Here is a 15,397-nt window from a genome sequence, read left to right as displayed (position 1 = left end):
GCGCCGCCGCCCTGCTCGGCCCCAACCTGCCGATCGCGGTGCGAGCGGCGGCCGGCGAGCGTGACGCGCGGCGGGACGTGGCGATGGGTGCGCTTCTGGCCGGGGTCGCCTTCGGGTCCACCGGCACGCATCTGTGCCACGCGCTGCAATATCCGCTCGGCGCGCTGACCAAGACACCTCATGGCCTGGGTACCGGTCTGCTGCTCCCGTACGTCCTGGATGCTCTTCGTCTTGGCGGGAGCGCCGATCGGGTCGCGCAGTTCGGGGCGGCTCTGTGCGGTGACGCCTCGGCGGAGGGCGCCCGGGACCGGGTGGCCGAGATCAACCGGGCGATCGGCGTCCCCTCGACGCTGGCCGAGATCGGTGTCACCCGCGGCCAGCTGCCCCGGATCGCCGAGCTGGCGCTCGCCTCGAAACGGCTGATCGCGATCGCGCCGATCGAACCCACCGCCGAAGCACTGCTGCACATTCTCGAACGCGCCCACGAAGGAGCCTTCTCGTGATCGACAACCTCTTCATCGACGGGCAGTGGCGGGCGGGCGAGGGGGACCGGCGGTTCGACGTCACCGATCCGGCCGACCTGTCGACCGTGGCCCGGTTCGCGATCGCCGGTGAGCGGGACTGCATGGACGCCGTCGACGCGGCCGCGGCAGCGCAGGAGTCGTGGGCGGCGACCGCTCCACGGGAACGCGGCGAGATGCTGCGGGGCGCGTACGAGATCCTGACCGCCGAGATCGAGTATTTCGCCGAGCTGATGGTCCGGGAGAACGGGAAGTCCTGGTCGGACGCGATCGGCGAGGCGAACTACGCGAAGGAGTTCTTCCGCTGGTTCGCCGAGGAGGCGGTCCGGGTGCCGGGCGACTACCGGCTCTCGCCGGCCGGCGACAAGCGGATCATCGTGGACCGGCAGCCGATCGGGGTCTCGCTGCTGATCACGCCGTGGAACTTCCCGGCCGCCATGGCGACCCGCAAACTGGCGCCGGCCCTCGCGGCCGGCTGCACGACGATCCTCAAGCCGGCCCGGGAGACCCCACTGACCGCCGCGTACGTCGTGGAGGTCCTGCGCCGGGCCGGCCTGCCCCGCGGTGTGGTCAACCTGGTCACGCCGGTGCCGACCGGCCCGCTGGTGAAGCTGATGATCGACCGCCCCGAGGTGCGCAAACTGTCCTTCACCGGTTCCACCGAGGTCGGCCGCGATCTGCTGCACGCCTGCGCCGACACCGTGGTGAGCACCTCGATGGAGTTGGGCGGCAACGCCCCGCTGGTCGTGCTGCCCGGCGCCGACCTGGACGAGGCGGTGGCCGGTGCGGTGCTCGCCAAGATGCGCAACGGCGGTTCGGCCTGCACCGCCGCCAACCGTTTCTACGTGCACGATTCGGTGCACGACGAGTTCGTGGCCCGGATGGACGCCGCCCTGGCCGGCATCTCGGTCGGCCCCGGCCTGGACCGGTCCAACGGTCTGGGCGCGCTGGTCTCGGTGGCCGAGCGGGACAAGGTGGCGGCGCTGGTCGAGACGGCACTGGCCGACGGCGCGAAGCTGGTGCGCGGCGGCAACGCGGCCGCGGACGGCGCGTTCTACGACGCCACCCTGCTCACCGACGTGCGGCACGGTTCGGCCATCAGCCGCACCGAGATCTTCGGGCCGGTCACCGCGGTGGTCCGCTTCGACGAGGTGGACGAGGCGGTCCGGATGGCGAACGACACGGTCTACGGCCTGATGGCGTACGTCTTCGGCCCGGAGCGCGAGGCGATCGCCGTGGGCCGCCGGTTGGAGGCCGGGATGGTGGCGATCAACCGGGGCGTGGTCAGCGACCCGGCCGCGCCGTTCGGCGGGGTGAAGCAGAGCGGTCTCGGCCGGGAGGGGGGCTCCGAGGGCATCCTCGAGTTCCTGGAGGAGAAGTACATCGCCCTCACCGCCTAGGGATATCGCCGGGCCAGGACGTCGAGGGCCAGCTCGCCCCAGGTGATGTTCTCGCGTTCGAAGCTGATGCCGCGGCTGAGCGTCAGGTACGGCCCGATCCGGTTGCCGGTGGCCAGGAACTCCTCGTGGCTGCGGGTGCCGAGGATCTCGGCGAGGAGTTTCTCGTAGGCTTCGAGGCGCCGGCGGCTCTGCTCGATGCGGGCCCGGATCGACTCGCGCACGCTTCCCACGTCGGCGTGCGCCAGCGCCTCGACCTGAACGAGCAGCTCATCGCGTACGGTCGTGGGCTTTGGATCCTGTTGGGTGAACGCCCGAAGGGCGTCCCGGCCGCGGACGGTGACCGAGAAGATCCGCTTGTCCGGGCGTTTTTCCTGCTTGACGACGCGCGCCTGGAGGAGGCCGTCGGCCTCCATCTTCTCCAGCTCGCGGTAGAGCTGCTGCGGCGTGGACGTCCAGAAGTTGGCGACCGACACCCGGAACCGCTTGGCCAGGTCGTAGCCGGAGGACTCCCGGTCGATCAGCGCCGCCAGCACGGCGTTCCTCAGTGCCACGGACGAATCCTATTGGCCCGGGGCCGGAACTCCGGGTGCTCCTTCGTCACGACGGCGCGCCGCAGGATGCCGGTGTTGGGCAGGCGCAGCAGGCGGATCTGCTCCCAGCGTTCCCGGGCGAAGGTGCGCCGGGCGCTGCTGGTCAGCGCGCCGTCGATCAGGCGCTTGGCGGCGGCGATCGCGTCGGGCGACCGGGTCAGCAGGCTCTCGGCGAACGCGGTGGCGGCCTTGACCGGCTCGTCGTCCAGCTCGGTGACCAGGCCGAAACGCTGGGCGTCGGCGCCGCTGAAGCGCTCGGCGGTCATCGTGAGCCGCTTCGCGACGTCGGCGCCGGCCACCTCGGTGAGGCTGCGGATGCCGGTCATGTCGGGGATGATGCCCCACTTGCCCTCCAGCACCGACCACTTCGAGTCGGCGGTAGCGAAGCGCAGGTCGGCGGCGAGCGCGATCTGCACGCCGCCGCCGTAGCAGTGGCCGTGCACGGCGGCGATGACCGGCACCGGCACCCGGCGCCAGGCCCAGCAGGCCTCCTGGAAGAGGTTGGTGCCGCGGCCCGGCACCGGCAGGAACGCCCGCACGACCCGGCCCGGGGTCTTCAGCGTGCCGGCGACGTCCAGGCCGGAGCTGAACGAGTCGCCGTCGCCGGCGATCACCACGGCCCGCACGGTGCGGTCGCGGCGCAGCTGCTTCGCGGCGGCGACCAGCTGCTGCAGGGTGTCGAGGGTGAGGGCGTTGAGCTTGTCCGGGCGGCTCAGCCGCACCTGGGCGATGCCGTTCGTCACGCGTACGGTCACGTTCTGCATGTTTTTGACCTCGGGTTTCACAGCCGTGCGGCGAGTTCGGTGGCTTGCTTGATGGCCCGTTTGGCGTCGAGTTCGGCGGCGACGTCGGCGCCGCCGATAACGTGCACGCTGACGCCGCGTTCCCGCAGCGGTTCGACGAGGTCGCGGACCGAGACCTGCCCGGCGCAGAGCACGATCGTGTCCACCGCCAGCAGCCCGTCCGAGGTGTGCAGTCCCTCGTCGTCGATGCGCAGGTACTCCACGCCGCGCCGCATGCTGACCCCGGAGTCCTGCAGCGCCGCGCGGTGCACCCAGCCGGTGGTCTTGCCCAGGCCCTTGCCGGGCGTGGTCGCCTTGCGCTGCAACAGATGGACCTCGCGGCGCGGCGGGGTCTTCACCTTCACGGCGAGCCCGCCGGGCGAGGTCTGCGGGTCGGTGACGCCCCACCGCCGCATCCAGTGGTCGAGCGGTTCGTCCGGCTCGTGCAGCAGGAACTCACCGACGTCGAAGCCGATGCCGCCGGCCCCGATGATCGCTACCCGGTCTCCCGCGGCCTTTCCGGCGATCAGCTCCTGGTAGGTGACCACCTTCGGGTGATCGATGCCGGGGATGTCGGGAATCCGCGGCGTCACGCCGGTCGCCACCACCACCTCGTCGAACCCTTTCAGGTCCTCGGCTTGGGGCTTTGTACCGAGATGCAGCCGGACGCCGCGCACGTCGATCATGTGCCGGTAGTAGTCGAGCGTGCGCGCGAACTCCTCCTTGCCCGGAATCCGCGCGGCCAGCCGGAACTGCCCGCCGATGGCGTCCGCCGCCTCGAACAGCTCGACCCGATGACCCCGGCCGGCCAATTCGATGGCCGCGCTGAGACCGGCCGGTCCGGCTCCGACGACGGCAACCCCTTTTGCCGTACGGGTGGGAAGCAGCACCAACTCGGTCTCGTGCCCGGCCCGCGGGTTGAGCAGGCACGAGGCCCGCTGGTTTCGGAACGTGTGGTCGAGGCAGGCCTGGTTGCAGGCGATGCAGGTGATGATCTCGCGTTCCCTGTTCTGGGCAGCCTTCGCCACCCACTCCGCGTCGGCCAGCAGCGGCCGGGCCATCGACACCAGGTCGGCGTCGCCGGCCGCGAGGATCTGCTCGGCGGCTTCCGGCCGGTTGATCCGGTTGGACGCGATGACCGGCACCGACACCTCCTGCCGCAGCTTGCGGGTGACCCAGGTGAAGGCGCCCGGCGGCACCGAGGTGACGATGGTCGGCACCCGGGCCTCGTGCCAGCCGATGCCGGTGTTGAACAGCGTCACGCCGGCCGCTTCGAGCTGCTGGGCGAGCTCGACGGTCTCCTCCCAGGACTGGGCGTTGTCGACCAGGTCGAGCAGGCTGATCCGGTACTGCACGATGAAGTCGTCGCCGGCCATCTCCCGGGTGCGCCGGACGATCTCGATCGGGAACCGCATCCGGTTGGCCGCCGAGCCACCCCACGCGTCGGTGCGGTCGTTGGTGCGCGCCGCCAGGAACTGGTTGATCAGGTACCCCTCGGAACCCATGATCTCGACGCCGTCGTAGCCGGCCCGCTTCGCGAGCCGCGCGGCCCGGGCGAAGCTCGTCGCGGTGCGGTCGACCTGCCGGGCCGACATGGCCCGCGGCCGGAACGGCGTGATCGGCGACTTGCGCGCCGACGCACCCAGGCTGAACGGATGGTACGAATACCGCCCCGCGTGCAGCACCTGCAGCAGGATCTTGCCGTCGTGCTCGTGTACCGCGTCGGTGACCAGCCGATGCGCGTCGGCGTGCCGCTCGCTGGTCATCATGCTGCCGAACGGCGCCAGCCACCCCCGCCAGGTCGGCGCATAGCCGCCGGTCACCATCAGCCCGACCCCGCCGCGAGCCCGCTCGGCGAAGTAGGCCGCGAGTTTCGGCAGGTCCGAGGCGCGGTCCTCGAGCTTGGTGTGCATCGAGCCCATGACCACCCGGTTGCGCAGCACGGTATGGCCGAGGTCCAGGGGACTGAGCAGCGTCGGGTACGGGTTCACCTCGCCACCATACAAAGAGTTGCATAGTAAACAAAGTGGGTACTTGTGAGGCAATTACGTTAGTCGTAGCTTACCGTTCGTGGAGACTTACCGACCGGCGGACGGGTGGGACGCCCTGGGTGATCCGACGCGCCGAGCCATCGTCGAGTGCCTGGCCGAGCGGCCGCGGGCGGTCGGCGAGCTGGCCGAGGCACTGCCGATCAGCCGTCCCGCGGTGTCGCAGCACCTCAAGGTGTTGAAGGAAGCCGGGCTGGTGACCGACCGGGCGGCCGGTGCGCGGCGCATCTATCGGCTGAACCCGGCGGGAGTTGCCGCTCTGCGCGATCAACTCGACACCTATTGGGCCCGCGCGCTGGACGCCTTTCAGGACGTCGCCGGGCATCCGGACGAGGAGAAATCATGACCGAGACCGACATGGTCGTACGCCGGCAGGTCGTTGTCGACGCGTCCATCGAGCAGGCCTTCGACGTGTTCACGCAACGGTTCGGTGAGTTCAAGCCGCGCGAGCACAACCTGCTGCGGTCGCCGATCGTGGCGACGGTGTTCGAACCGAAGGTCGGCGGGCACATCTACGACCGAGGCGAGGACGGCAGCGAGTGCCGATGGGCGCGGATCCTGGCCTTCGACCCGCCGCACCGGGTCGTGTTCAGCTGGGACATCGGACCGACCTGGCAGATCGAACAGGACCCGGACAACACCAGCGAGGTCGAAGTACGGTTCATCGCCGAGACACCCGGGCGGACCCGGGTCGAGCTGGAGCACCGTCATCTGGATCGGCACGGCCCCGGATGGGAATCAGTTCGCGACGGCGTCGGTCACGACCAGGGCTGGCCGCTCTACCTGGACCGCTACGCCGGACTGTTCACCTAGTCCAGCTGGCCGTCGTAGTCGGGGAGCTTGAACGTGCGCTCGGCGTGGCCGCCCGCGAGGTCGCTGTCGTTGTTGCCGACGTTCGCGACGATCGTGTAGCCGGCCGACTCGATCTTGATGCGGAAGTTCGTCTTGACCGTCTGCGCCGAGTCGAGGCTGAAGGTGGGCCGCTGGTAGAGCTTGACCCAGGTGTAGCCGGCCGCGGACAGGTTGCTCGCCGTCCAGGGCGCCAGGATGTCGGGCCGGTTGGTCACGAAGAACACCGCGGCGCCCAGCGCCTGCGCCTGCCGGGTCAGCTCCAGCACCGACGGGGTGGCCGGCGGCCACACCTCGCCCTGGTAGGCGCTCTCCAGTGCGGTGTTGTCGATGTCCAGCACGATGGCGGCCTTGACCCCGCTGTCCGGCAACCGGTCGTCCAGGTAGGCGTCGGCCTGATCGGTCACGGCGGTGACGTCGGCGAGCCAGGTCTCGATCGGAGGCAGGGAAGCGGCCGCGTTCGCCATCGGGGTGGGCAACGCGCTGCCGGTGACGATGGCGACCACGACGGCGCCGCGGCGCAGGGCATCTCGCATGCCGTCACGGTAGTTATCGCCGTGATTGGCCGGAGATCACGAACGGGTCATACCGCCATCGATAGACATTGATATTTGCGGCTGGTGCGCCGTCGCGTACGGCCTGTACTTCGAGAAGGACCAGGCGCTGGCGAACAGCTCGATCGGCGGCCACCGCCACGACTGGGAACACGTACTGGTCTGGGTGCAGAACGACGCGGCCGAATACGTCGCCACCTCGGCCCACGGCGACTTCAACATCTACCCCTCGACCAGCGTGATCTGGACCGGCAACCACCCGAAGATCGTCTACCACAAGGACGGCGCCGGCACCCACGACTTCCGCCTGGCCAACAGCGGCGATGAGCCGCTGGAGACGCGTACGGCGCCTGGCAGTATCCGTCTTTGGTCGGCTGGACCGGCTTCCCGTCCACAAGCACCCGCGACACGCTGAGCAACTACGACTTCGGCAGCGCCAACTTCGGCCTGAAGGACGCCAACTTCGTCAGCCTGCTCACTGAGGCGATGCCGGCCGGGATCACCTTCAATCCAGCGGCCTGAGCCCTACGGGGCCGGGGCAAGCACCCAGATGCGGCTCGCGACGCTTCTACCGTCGGCCAGGTCGCGCCGGCATACGACCATCGCCGAGATCACCGGCATCGCAGCCGCGCCGGCCGGTCGACATCCATACGTCCAGATCCTCCCATTCGGGAATTGTCTCGATGATCGGTCAAGCAACTGTCTCATCCGGTTCCGGACGGGTTTCTGAGGTTGGCATCTTCCTCTATTGGTGAATGGTGCGCCGGGTGCGGGAGAATGTATCCATGCGGTACCAGCAGCTTCAGTTATTCACCCGGCCTCAGACTGTTGCTATGCGGGATCGCACGAAAGCGCGCAACTATTCGGCAGAGAAGGAGGAGTTCCGTCGCGATCATGCGCGTCGGCGGCGTTGGGGCCTTGTTTGGGCCTTGTTCGGCGGCACGCGCAGAAGTTGTGCCGCTCGAACGGTTGCTCCCGCCGGTGTGCGGAGGCGGGTCTACATGATCTTGCCGAGGCTGTCCCGCCGCTGATCTGGCCGGATGACGCGACCTGTGTGCAGCGGCCGTCTCCCGCGGCGTCGAATGACGAGGTACCGGCCGTGAGTGACCCGCCCTCCGGCGCCAACCGGCCGGCGGGAGGGCCTGTCCTGGCCGGGCAGTCGGCTGCGGCGAGCCGGCCGGAAGCCGCAACGCTCGCCGAGTCCACGCGCCGGGTCCAGCCTGTCCGCGGGGCTGAGCCTGGGCGTCGGGTCGAGCCTGTGCGCCGGCCCGAGCCTGTGCGCCGGGCCGAGCGTGTTCGTTGGGTCGAGTCTGTGTGCCGGGTCCAGCCCGTGCGCCAAGCGCATGGCACCGGCCGCGCAGACCGCGCTGACCGGAGTGAGCCCACGTGCCGGACCAGGGCCACCGACCGACGTCGTCGTGCGGAGGCCGGCCGATGCCGTCACGCCGGGCGGGCCCGGCCGCCGCCCGGTGGACGTCCGTCCGGCGATATCGATCGCCCGACCTTCCGCCGAGGGCACCGGGCGCCGTCGATCCGAGACAACCGTCTCGCCGGCGGATACGACCTCGTCCCGTCATGACGCGCGCCCGGAGCGCATTACCGCTGCCGGAATGATTACCGTGGAAAGGCTGGCAGCGTTCGCCCTCGAAGCTATCGGAGCCGTTCTCGGAAGAAAGGTGTCCTCACTTGCTGGGCAATCTAGGAATGGGTCATTCGGGGCGTGAAAGGTAATTCGGCGGCGCCTAACAATGCCCTTTCGGGGGTGCGGCCGGACGCGCGCGAGTGGGCCGACGCCGTCCGGGTAGCGCTCGTGGTCCGTGGGTCGCCTCAAGCACCTGGGCGAGGTGATCGGCGTGGCAACCGGGCTTGGCCCGCCGGCCTGCGCGGTGGCTGAGGGATGCGGCTTCTGGCGCTCTGGTGGGACTGACCGGGGCGGCGCTGTCGGCTAGCCTGCCCACGTGCTCAGCTTTGAGATCAGCTCGATCGGTACGGTTCGGAACGAGCGGACGGACATTCAGCACACGGACAACTGGGGTGCCGTTCGCAGCACTATCACCGTCGACGCGCGCTTTGGTGACTCGTGCCTGCAGGGGCTCGAGGGTTTCTCGCACGTGGAGGTGCTGTTCGTCTTCGACCAGTTTCCGGCGGACGGCGACTTCCGGGAACCCCGGCCCTACCGTGGCCGCCCCGACCTGCCGCCCGTTGGCATTTTCGCCGGGCGTGGCCCCCGCCGGCCCAACCGCATCGGGGTTACCTGCTGCGCCATCGAATCGGTGCGCGGCCGGGAGCTGACGGTGGTCGGGCTGGACGCGGTCACGGGCACGCCGGTCATCGACCTCAAGCCGGCGATCGTGGAGTTTCTCCCGGCGGACGTCCGGCAACCGGAATGGGTCAGTGAGCTGATGTCCGAGTACTTCCAGCCGTAACCGGCACACGAAGACGCCGGGCCCGCACGCTGAGGGACTGCCGGCTGAGACGTGGACCTTGTGGCGTAGGCGTCTGCTCCGAACAGGAACTTCGCAAGGTCCACACAGAGGGCCGCGGCGGTGGGGCGAGGCGGTGATCGTGGTGGAGCGGTCCCTGATGGCTGGGCGGGCTTGGCGCGGCGTGCGTGTTCGATGGGGGCGGCGTGCGTGTTTGATGGGGGCATGGAGATCGTGGAGCGGCTCGCGCTGGGGTCCCGGGTCGGGCTGGGGCTGGCGGCGGTGGGGCGGCCGGGCTACATCAACCTCGGCCGGGCCGCGGATCTGCCCGCCGACCGGTCGGTGGAGGCTATGCGGGGGCGGGCGCACGAACTGCTCGATCGGGCGTACGCGGAAGGGGTTCGGTATTTTGATGTTGCCCGGTCCTATGGGCGGGCCGAGGAGTTTCTGGGGCAGTGGCTTCGGGAGCGGCCGGAGGTCACCGATGTCGTGGTCGGGAGCAAGTGGGGTTACACCTACACCGCCGGGTGGCGGATCGACGCCGACGTGCACGAGGTCAAGGACCACGGCGTCGCCACCTTCGAGCGGCAGCTCGGGGAGACGCGGGAGCTGCTGGGGGAGCGGCTCGACCTCTATCAGATCCACTCGGTGACCCCGGACAGCCCGGCCCTGCACGACCGGGAGCTGCACGCCCGGCTGGCGGGGCTCGGTGTCACGGTCGGGCTGTCGACGAGCGGGCCGGCCCAGGCCGAGGCGATCCGGGCTGCGCTCGCTGTGACGGTGGGGGGTGAGCCGCTGTTTCGCAGCGTGCAGGCGACCTGGAATCTGCTCGAGCCCAGCGCCGGGCCGGCCCTCGCCGAGGCGCACGACGCGGGGTGCGTGGTGATCGTGAAGGAGGCGCTGGCCAACGGGCGGCTCGCGGTGGGGGAGCACGCGCCCGGTGACGTCGTGGCGCTGGCGGCGGCGCTGGGTCAGCCCTGGGCGACGATCGTGCTGTCCGGGGCAGCGACCGCGGGACAGCTCGCGTCGAACCTGCGCGCGACGGAGATCGGGACCGACCCGGTGCGGTGGAAATATCTGGCTATGCCGTCTGCCGCCTACTGGCAGGAGCGGTCGCGCCTGCCGTGGGGATGAGCAGCTCCACGCCGTTCGCGTCGAGGGCCTCGCGCAGGTCGGGCGGTGGCGCGCTGTCGGTGATCAGGTAGTCGGCGGCGGCCAGCTCGGAGACCTGGGCGAACAAGCGCCGGCCGAACTTGGAGGTGTCGGCGAGGATCGCCACCCGGGCGGCTCGCGAGATCATTTCCTGCATCATCGCGGCCTCGGCCAGGTTGCTCGTCGTGTAGCCGGCGTCGGCCGAGACCGCGCCGACGCCGATCAGCGCCAGGTCGCAGCTGATGTCGAGGTCGGCGCCGGTGTTGGCGCGGAAGCTGACCGGGCCGATGGTGGCCAGGGTCAGGGCGCGCACCGCGCCGCCGAAGATGTAGATGTCGCGGACCGCGGTGGCCGGCAGTGCGCCCGGCACCAGCAGGTTGTTGGTGGCCACCGTCAGGTCGCGGTGCTGGCCCAGGTTGCGGGCCAGGGCGAGGGTGGTCGTGCCACCGTTGATCATGATGGTGGAGCCGTCCTGGACCAGGCCCGCGGCCAGCGCCGCGATCTTCTCCTTCTCCTGCTCCTGGACGCTGAGCCGCTGGTCGACGGCCCGGTCGGTGCGGGAGACGGTGGTCAGGCTGACGGCGCCGCCGTAGGTGCGCACCAGGCTGCCCTCGGCGGCCAGCTGGTCCAGGTCGCGGCGGACCGTGTCGATCGAGACGCCGAAGCGTTCGGCCAGCTCACCGACGGTGACCTGGCCGGTTTCGGCGACGTAGGCGGCCAGCTGGGCCTTGCGCCCGGCCGGCAGGTGGCGCTGCCGTTCGTTGCTGTCGACGCTCACTGATTCCCCCTTGTCAGTGCGGCAGTATGCCACAAATGCGTGTCCACTCTGAACTTCGCTGCGCAGAGCCGCGAAGAGCTGCAAGGACGAGCATTCCCAGCTGAACGGCCATATCCAGAGCTCGTGGACCGTGTTACCGGCATCCCGGTGCGCAACAGTATGCCGTACTCCGCAGTTTTCTGCTGTTCTTCTCTTGTCTCCATCTGTAACACGCTGCTAACGTGACGCCAACACGGCAGAGAACAGAAAGACTTCGATATAGAAGGAGCCCGCCATGGCGGTTCGTTCGACCCGGTTGAAGCGAGTAGTAGGGGCAGTGACGGCGGCCGCCATGGTCGCGTTCGTGGCGGCGTGCGGCGGGGGCGACTCCGACGACTCCAGCGCGGGCGGCGACGTCACGCTCGAGTTCGCCCAGTGGTGGGGTGCCGAGCTTCCGGCCGGGGAGTTGGACAAGATCGTCAACGACTTCACGACGCAAAACCCGAACATCAAGATCAAGCTCATCAGCGCGCCGTACGCTTCGACCAAGCAGCAGTTGGTCACGGGCGCCGCCTCGAAGACCCTGCCCGACGTGGTGGGTCTCGACGGTGCCTGGGTCAACGACTTCGCCAAGCAGGGCGCGATCGCGGACATGTCGAAGCTGATGACCGACGCGAACTATGACTCCAGTCAGCTGGCCAGCCAGATTCAGCTCGAGGGCAAGACGTACATGATCCCGGTGGTCAACTTCGTCTACCCGCTGTTCGTCAACAAGGACCTGCTGACCAAGGCCGGCGTGGCCACGACGCCGAAGAACCGCACCGAGTTCCTCGACGCGGCCAAGAAGATCACCGCGACCGGCGGCAACGTGAAGGGCTGGGCGCTCCCGCTCGACACGGCCGTGCCCAACGGCATCCAGAACGACGTCATGTCCTGGCTGTGGGCCTCCGGCGGCAGCATGCTGGCCGACGGCAAGCCGGCCCTGCAGACCGACGCGGTCAAGAGCACGGTCGAGTACGTGAAGAGCCTGAACGACGCCGGCGTCATCGCCCCCGGCTCCCTCACCATGAAGGAGCAGGACAAGGTCGAGAAGTTCACGCAGGGCCAGGTCGGCATGATGATCGACTCCCTCGCGCACGTCACCCTGATCAAGAAGAACAAGCCGGACCTCAAGTTCGAGATCGCGGCCATCCCGGCCGAGGACAGCTACACCGGCAAGCGCGGCATCCCGTACGCGTCCTGGGGTGTCGGCATCTCCAACTCGACCAAGCACAAGGCCGAGGCGTTCAAGTTCGTCTCCTACCTGATGAGCCAGGAGACCAACGCGAAGCTCGCCACGCTGGCCAACGGCTTCACCGGCAACAAGAACGCCGAGCCCGACTTCAGCAACAGCGATCCGCTGTTCAAGGAGGCGTTCGAGATCTACAAGGACAGCGTCCCGGCCAACGAGTTCGTCGGCCTGCCCAAGTCCGAGGACCTGATGCGCAGCTTCGACGAGCAGCTGCAGCTCGTGCTGACCGGCAAGACGAGCGTCGACGACGCCCTCGCCAAGTCGCAGGAGTCCTGGACCTCGGTGATCGGTTAGCCCGACCCGGGTGCCGCGCTGGTCCGCAGGCCAGTGCGGCACCCGACCTAGGAGACAGTGATGACTTTGCTCGCCCCGCCGGCCGCCCCGCCGGCCGAGCAGGCGGCGCCGGCGCGGAAGACGCTGGCCCGGCGCCTGGTCCCGTACGGCTATCTGTCCCCGACGATCGTGCTGATCGTGGTCCTGATGGTGGTCCCCATCGTCATGGTGATCAGCTACTCGTTCCGGGACAACGTGATCGTCCAGGAGAACTCGGTGTTCGCCGGGTTCGCCAACTACACCAAGGTGCTCACCGACCCGGACTTCCTGGTCGCGATGAAGAACACCGCCGTCTTCATCACCGTCAGCATGGTGGCGCACCTGGTTCTCGGCCTGACGTTCGCGATGATGCTGAACACCCAGCTGCTGAGCGGGGTCACGAAGGCGATCTTCCGGATCGTCTACATCCTGCCCTGGCTGTTCACGATCGCGGTCATCGCCGTCATCTGGCGGCTGCTGCTCGACCCCTCCGGCGTCATCAACTACGTGCTGCACTCGATCGGGTTGATCAACGACGGCGTGAACTGGCTCGGTGACCCGGGCAAGGCGCTCTGGGCGGTCACCTTCATCAACATCTGGTCGGGTTACCCGTTCTTCATGATCAGCCTGCTGGCCGGCCTCCAAGGCATTCCGAATGACCTGTACGAGGCGGCCGCGGTGGACGGCACGAACTGGTTCCAGCGGTTCCGGCACGTGACGCTGCCCCAGCTGCGGCCGGTGATCATCAGCATGGCGGTGCTCGACCTGATCTGGACGTCCCAGCAGTTCGCGCTGATCTGGATGACGACCGGCGGCGGCCCGCTCAACACCACCGAAATGCTCAGCACCTACACCTACAAGCAGGCCTTCAGCGAGTACGAGTTCTCCACCGCGTCCGCCGCGGCCGTGATCGTCCTGCTGCTGACGATGGTGCTGGCCTTCTTCTACGTACGCCAGCAACGGGAGCGGTGATCGGAATGGCCGTCGCCATCAAGACGAAGCGCACCTTTGCCAAGGCCGGGGTAATCACCGGGCTGATCATCGGTGGCCTGTTCGCCGGCCTGCCGGTGCTGTGGATGCTGTCCACCTCGTTCAAGAGCAACGGGGAGGTCTTCCAGAACCCGCCGAAGCTGATCACCTCGACGTTCTCGCTGGACGCCTACACCGCGATCCTCGGCAACGGCACGCAGTTGCGCTACTTCCTGAACAGCTACATCGTGGCGATCGCGGTGACGCTGCTGACGCTGCTGGTCGCGCTGCTGGCCGGGTACGCGTTCAGTCGCTTCAACTTCCCGTTCCAGAAGACCATCAACGCGGTGATCGTCAGTGTGCAGGCCGTGCCGCCGATCACCCTGGTCATTCCGTACTTCGGGCTCGTCGTCGCGCTCGGTCTGTACAACACCTATCCCGGCCTGATCCTCACGCACATGGTGTTCACGCTCCCGTACGCGATCATCATGATCACCGCGTATCTGAACACGCTTCCGAAAGAGCTGGACGAGTCCGTCAAGGTCGACGGCGGCACCGGCTGGACCGCACTGTGGCGGATCCTCGTGCCGATCTCCGTACCGGGTCTGATCGCGGTCGGCGTCTACACGTTCATGATCTCGTGGAACGAATACCTCTTCGCTCTCACCCTCACTCGTACCGATGACATGCGCACGGTGCCGATCGGCATTCAGATGCTGATGGGCCAGCACTCGTACGAGTGGAACCAAATGATGGCGATGAGCATCCTCGGGTCCATTCCCGTACTCGTCCTCTTCCTGCTGTTCCAGAAGCGGTTCATCGGCGGCCTGACCGCCGGTGCCGTGAAGGCCTAGCACCACCCCCTCGCGAAGGAGAAACACCGAAATGCTGACGACCGGCAAGGCGATCCTGGATGTCGCCAATGAGCACAGCTTCGCCGTGCCCGCCTTCAATATCAGCGACTGGGCGATGTTCAAGGGAATCGTGGAGATCAGCGAGGAGACGAACGCGCCGCTCATCGTCGCCATCCACCCGGACGAGGTCCGGCACATCGGACCGGAGCTGATCAAGGCGATCGCCGAGCGGGCGCACAACTCGAGCGTCCCGATCGCGATCCACTGGGACCACGGCGCCGACTACGACCAGATGCTCCAAGCGTTCCAGTACGGCTTCACCTCGGTGATGATCGACGGCTCGCTGAAGCCGTTCGAGGAGAACCTCGCGCTCACCAAGAAGGTCACCGACTCCGCGCACGTGCTCGGGGTGTCGGTCGAGGGCGAGCTCGGCACGATCGGCGGCAACGACAGCTACGCCGAGGCCGGCGCCGCCGAGATCATCTACACCGACCCGGACGACGCGGTCACCTTCGTCGAGCGGACCGGCGTCGACTCCCTCGCGATCGCGATCGGCACGTTCCACGGCTTCTACCCGGCGCACCTCAAGCCGGAGCTGAAGCTCGACCTGCTCAAGGAGATCAAGAGCCGGGTGGGCATCCCGCTGGTGCTGCACGGCGGCTCCGGCAACCCAGACGACGAGATCCGCGAGGCCGCCCGCACCGGCATCAACAAAATCAACATCTCCACCGACATCAAGGTCGCCTACCACGACAAGATGCGCGAGGTGCTGGGCAGCGACTCGAAGGTGCGCGAGCCCAACGCCATCCAGCCGGCCTGCCTCGACGCCATGAAGGTCGTCGCCGCGCAGAAGATCGAGCTGTTCGGCGCCGAGGGCAAGGGTTCGCTCTTCTGA

17 protein-coding genes are annotated in these 15,397 nt (G+C 68.3%); 12 read left to right on the top strand and 5 right to left on the bottom strand.

Going from position 1 to position 15,397, the window contains the following annotated elements:
* Window positions 1-503, top strand: a 503-nt coding sequence (locus Ato02nite_RS15490; RefSeq protein ID WP_213007214.1) for a dehydroquinate synthase/iron-containing alcohol dehydrogenase family protein, incomplete at its 5' end; no start/stop codon positions are given.
* Entirely contained in the window at window positions 500-1,921 is a 1,422-nt protein-coding gene (locus tag Ato02nite_RS15485; protein ID WP_213007213.1) for an NAD-dependent succinate-semialdehyde dehydrogenase, read from the top strand. The genes Ato02nite_RS15490 and Ato02nite_RS15485, both read left to right, overlap by 4 nt.
* Here Ato02nite_RS15485 and Ato02nite_RS15480 read toward each other — a convergent pair.
* Genes Ato02nite_RS15480 through Ato02nite_RS15470 form a run of 3 tightly spaced genes read right to left on the bottom strand, consistent with a single transcriptional unit; the run spans window position 1,918 to window position 5,284 of the window.
* Window positions 1,918-2,472, bottom strand: coding sequence for a PadR family transcriptional regulator (locus Ato02nite_RS15480; protein WP_213007212.1), 555 nt, complete (start codon window positions 2,470-2,472; stop codon window positions 1,918-1,920). The two genes, Ato02nite_RS15485 and Ato02nite_RS15480, sit on opposite strands and share 4 nt — an antisense overlap.
* Complete coding sequence (locus tag Ato02nite_RS15475) at window positions 2,463-3,275, bottom strand: crotonase/enoyl-CoA hydratase family protein (RefSeq protein ID WP_213007211.1); 813 nt, start codon at window positions 3,273-3,275, stop codon at window positions 2,463-2,465. The genes Ato02nite_RS15480 and Ato02nite_RS15475 overlap by 10 nt, the downstream gene beginning before the upstream one ends.
* A gap of 17 nt (window positions 3,276-3,292) precedes the next feature.
* The gene (locus tag Ato02nite_RS15470; protein WP_213007210.1) at window positions 3,293-5,284 is read right to left on the bottom strand and encodes an NADPH-dependent 2,4-dienoyl-CoA reductase; all 1,992 of its coding nucleotides are present in this window, start codon (window positions 5,282-5,284) and stop codon (window positions 3,293-3,295) included.
* A 79-nt stretch (window positions 5,285-5,363) separates the two neighbouring features.
* Between Ato02nite_RS15470 and Ato02nite_RS15465 the strand changes: the two genes are divergently transcribed.
* The gene (locus Ato02nite_RS15465; RefSeq protein ID WP_213007209.1) at window positions 5,364-5,687 is read left to right on the top strand and encodes an ArsR/SmtB family transcription factor; all 324 of its coding nucleotides are present in this window, start codon (window positions 5,364-5,366) and stop codon (window positions 5,685-5,687) included.
* Entirely contained in the window at window positions 5,684-6,154 is a 471-nt protein-coding gene (locus Ato02nite_RS15460; RefSeq protein WP_213007208.1) for an SRPBCC family protein, read from the top strand. The genes Ato02nite_RS15465 and Ato02nite_RS15460 overlap by 4 nt, the downstream gene beginning before the upstream one ends.
* Here Ato02nite_RS15460 and Ato02nite_RS15455 read toward each other — a convergent pair.
* The gene (locus Ato02nite_RS15455; RefSeq protein ID WP_213007207.1) at window positions 6,151-6,726 is read right to left on the bottom strand and encodes an HAD family acid phosphatase; all 576 of its coding nucleotides are present in this window, start codon (window positions 6,724-6,726) and stop codon (window positions 6,151-6,153) included. The two genes, Ato02nite_RS15460 and Ato02nite_RS15455, sit on opposite strands and share 4 nt — an antisense overlap.
* A 25-nt stretch (window positions 6,727-6,751) precedes the next feature.
* Between Ato02nite_RS15455 and Ato02nite_RS15450 the strand changes: the two genes are divergently transcribed.
* The 4 genes from Ato02nite_RS15450 to Ato02nite_RS15435 all read left to right on the top strand — a co-directional run bounded on the left by Ato02nite_RS15450 (window position 6,752) and on the right by Ato02nite_RS15435 (window position 10,301).
* On the top strand, window positions 6,752-7,159 hold the full coding sequence (locus Ato02nite_RS15450; protein ID WP_213007206.1) for an NPP1 family protein: 408 nt from the start codon (window positions 6,752-6,754) through the stop codon (window positions 7,157-7,159).
* Window positions 7,111-7,266: an NPP1 family protein gene (locus Ato02nite_RS52505; protein ID WP_213007205.1), complete on the top strand. Its 156-nt coding sequence runs from the start codon at window positions 7,111-7,113 to the stop codon at window positions 7,264-7,266. Before Ato02nite_RS15450 ends, Ato02nite_RS52505 begins: the two co-directional genes overlap by 49 nt.
* A 1,436-nt stretch (window positions 7,267-8,702) precedes the next feature.
* Window positions 8,703-9,170: an SAM-dependent methyltransferase gene (locus Ato02nite_RS15440; protein ID WP_213007204.1), complete on the top strand. Its 468-nt coding sequence runs from the start codon at window positions 8,703-8,705 to the stop codon at window positions 9,168-9,170.
* A 222-nt stretch (window positions 9,171-9,392) separates the two neighbouring features.
* Window positions 9,393-10,301, top strand: a complete 909-nt coding sequence (locus Ato02nite_RS15435) for an aldo/keto reductase (protein WP_213007203.1) — start codon at window positions 9,393-9,395, stop codon at window positions 10,299-10,301.
* On the opposite strand, the gene Ato02nite_RS15430 is transcribed toward Ato02nite_RS15435, so the two are convergent.
* A complete protein-coding gene (locus Ato02nite_RS15430; RefSeq protein WP_246607008.1) occupies window positions 10,249-11,097 on the bottom strand; it encodes a DeoR/GlpR family DNA-binding transcription regulator in 849 nt (282 codons plus the stop codon). The genes Ato02nite_RS15435 and Ato02nite_RS15430 overlap by 53 nt on opposite strands.
* A 274-nt stretch (window positions 11,098-11,371) precedes the next feature.
* Between Ato02nite_RS15430 and Ato02nite_RS15425 the strand changes: the two genes are divergently transcribed.
* From Ato02nite_RS15425 to Ato02nite_RS15410, 4 genes are read left to right on the top strand one after another with little or no spacing between them, the layout of a single operon-like run.
* On the top strand, window positions 11,372-12,661 hold the full coding sequence (locus tag Ato02nite_RS15425; RefSeq protein WP_246607007.1) for an ABC transporter substrate-binding protein: 1,290 nt from the start codon (window positions 11,372-11,374) through the stop codon (window positions 12,659-12,661).
* A 60-nt stretch (window positions 12,662-12,721) separates the two neighbouring features.
* Window positions 12,722-13,651, top strand: coding sequence for a carbohydrate ABC transporter permease (locus Ato02nite_RS15420; protein WP_213007202.1), 930 nt, complete (start codon window positions 12,722-12,724; stop codon window positions 13,649-13,651).
* A 5-nt stretch (window positions 13,652-13,656) separates the two neighbouring features.
* Window positions 13,657-14,502, top strand: coding sequence for a carbohydrate ABC transporter permease (locus tag Ato02nite_RS15415; protein WP_213007201.1), 846 nt, complete (start codon window positions 13,657-13,659; stop codon window positions 14,500-14,502).
* A gap of 31 nt (window positions 14,503-14,533) precedes the next feature.
* A complete protein-coding gene (locus Ato02nite_RS15410) occupies window positions 14,534-15,397 on the top strand; it encodes a ketose-bisphosphate aldolase (protein WP_213007200.1) in 864 nt (287 codons plus the stop codon).

It is taken from the genome of Paractinoplanes toevensis, from assembly GCF_018332695.1.
In the GTDB taxonomy this organism is placed as follows: domain Bacteria; phylum Actinomycetota; class Actinomycetes; order Mycobacteriales; family Micromonosporaceae; genus Actinoplanes; species Actinoplanes toevensis.
Note: the sequence above shows the minus strand (reverse complement) of the source record. Positions and strands in the feature narration are given on the sequence as shown.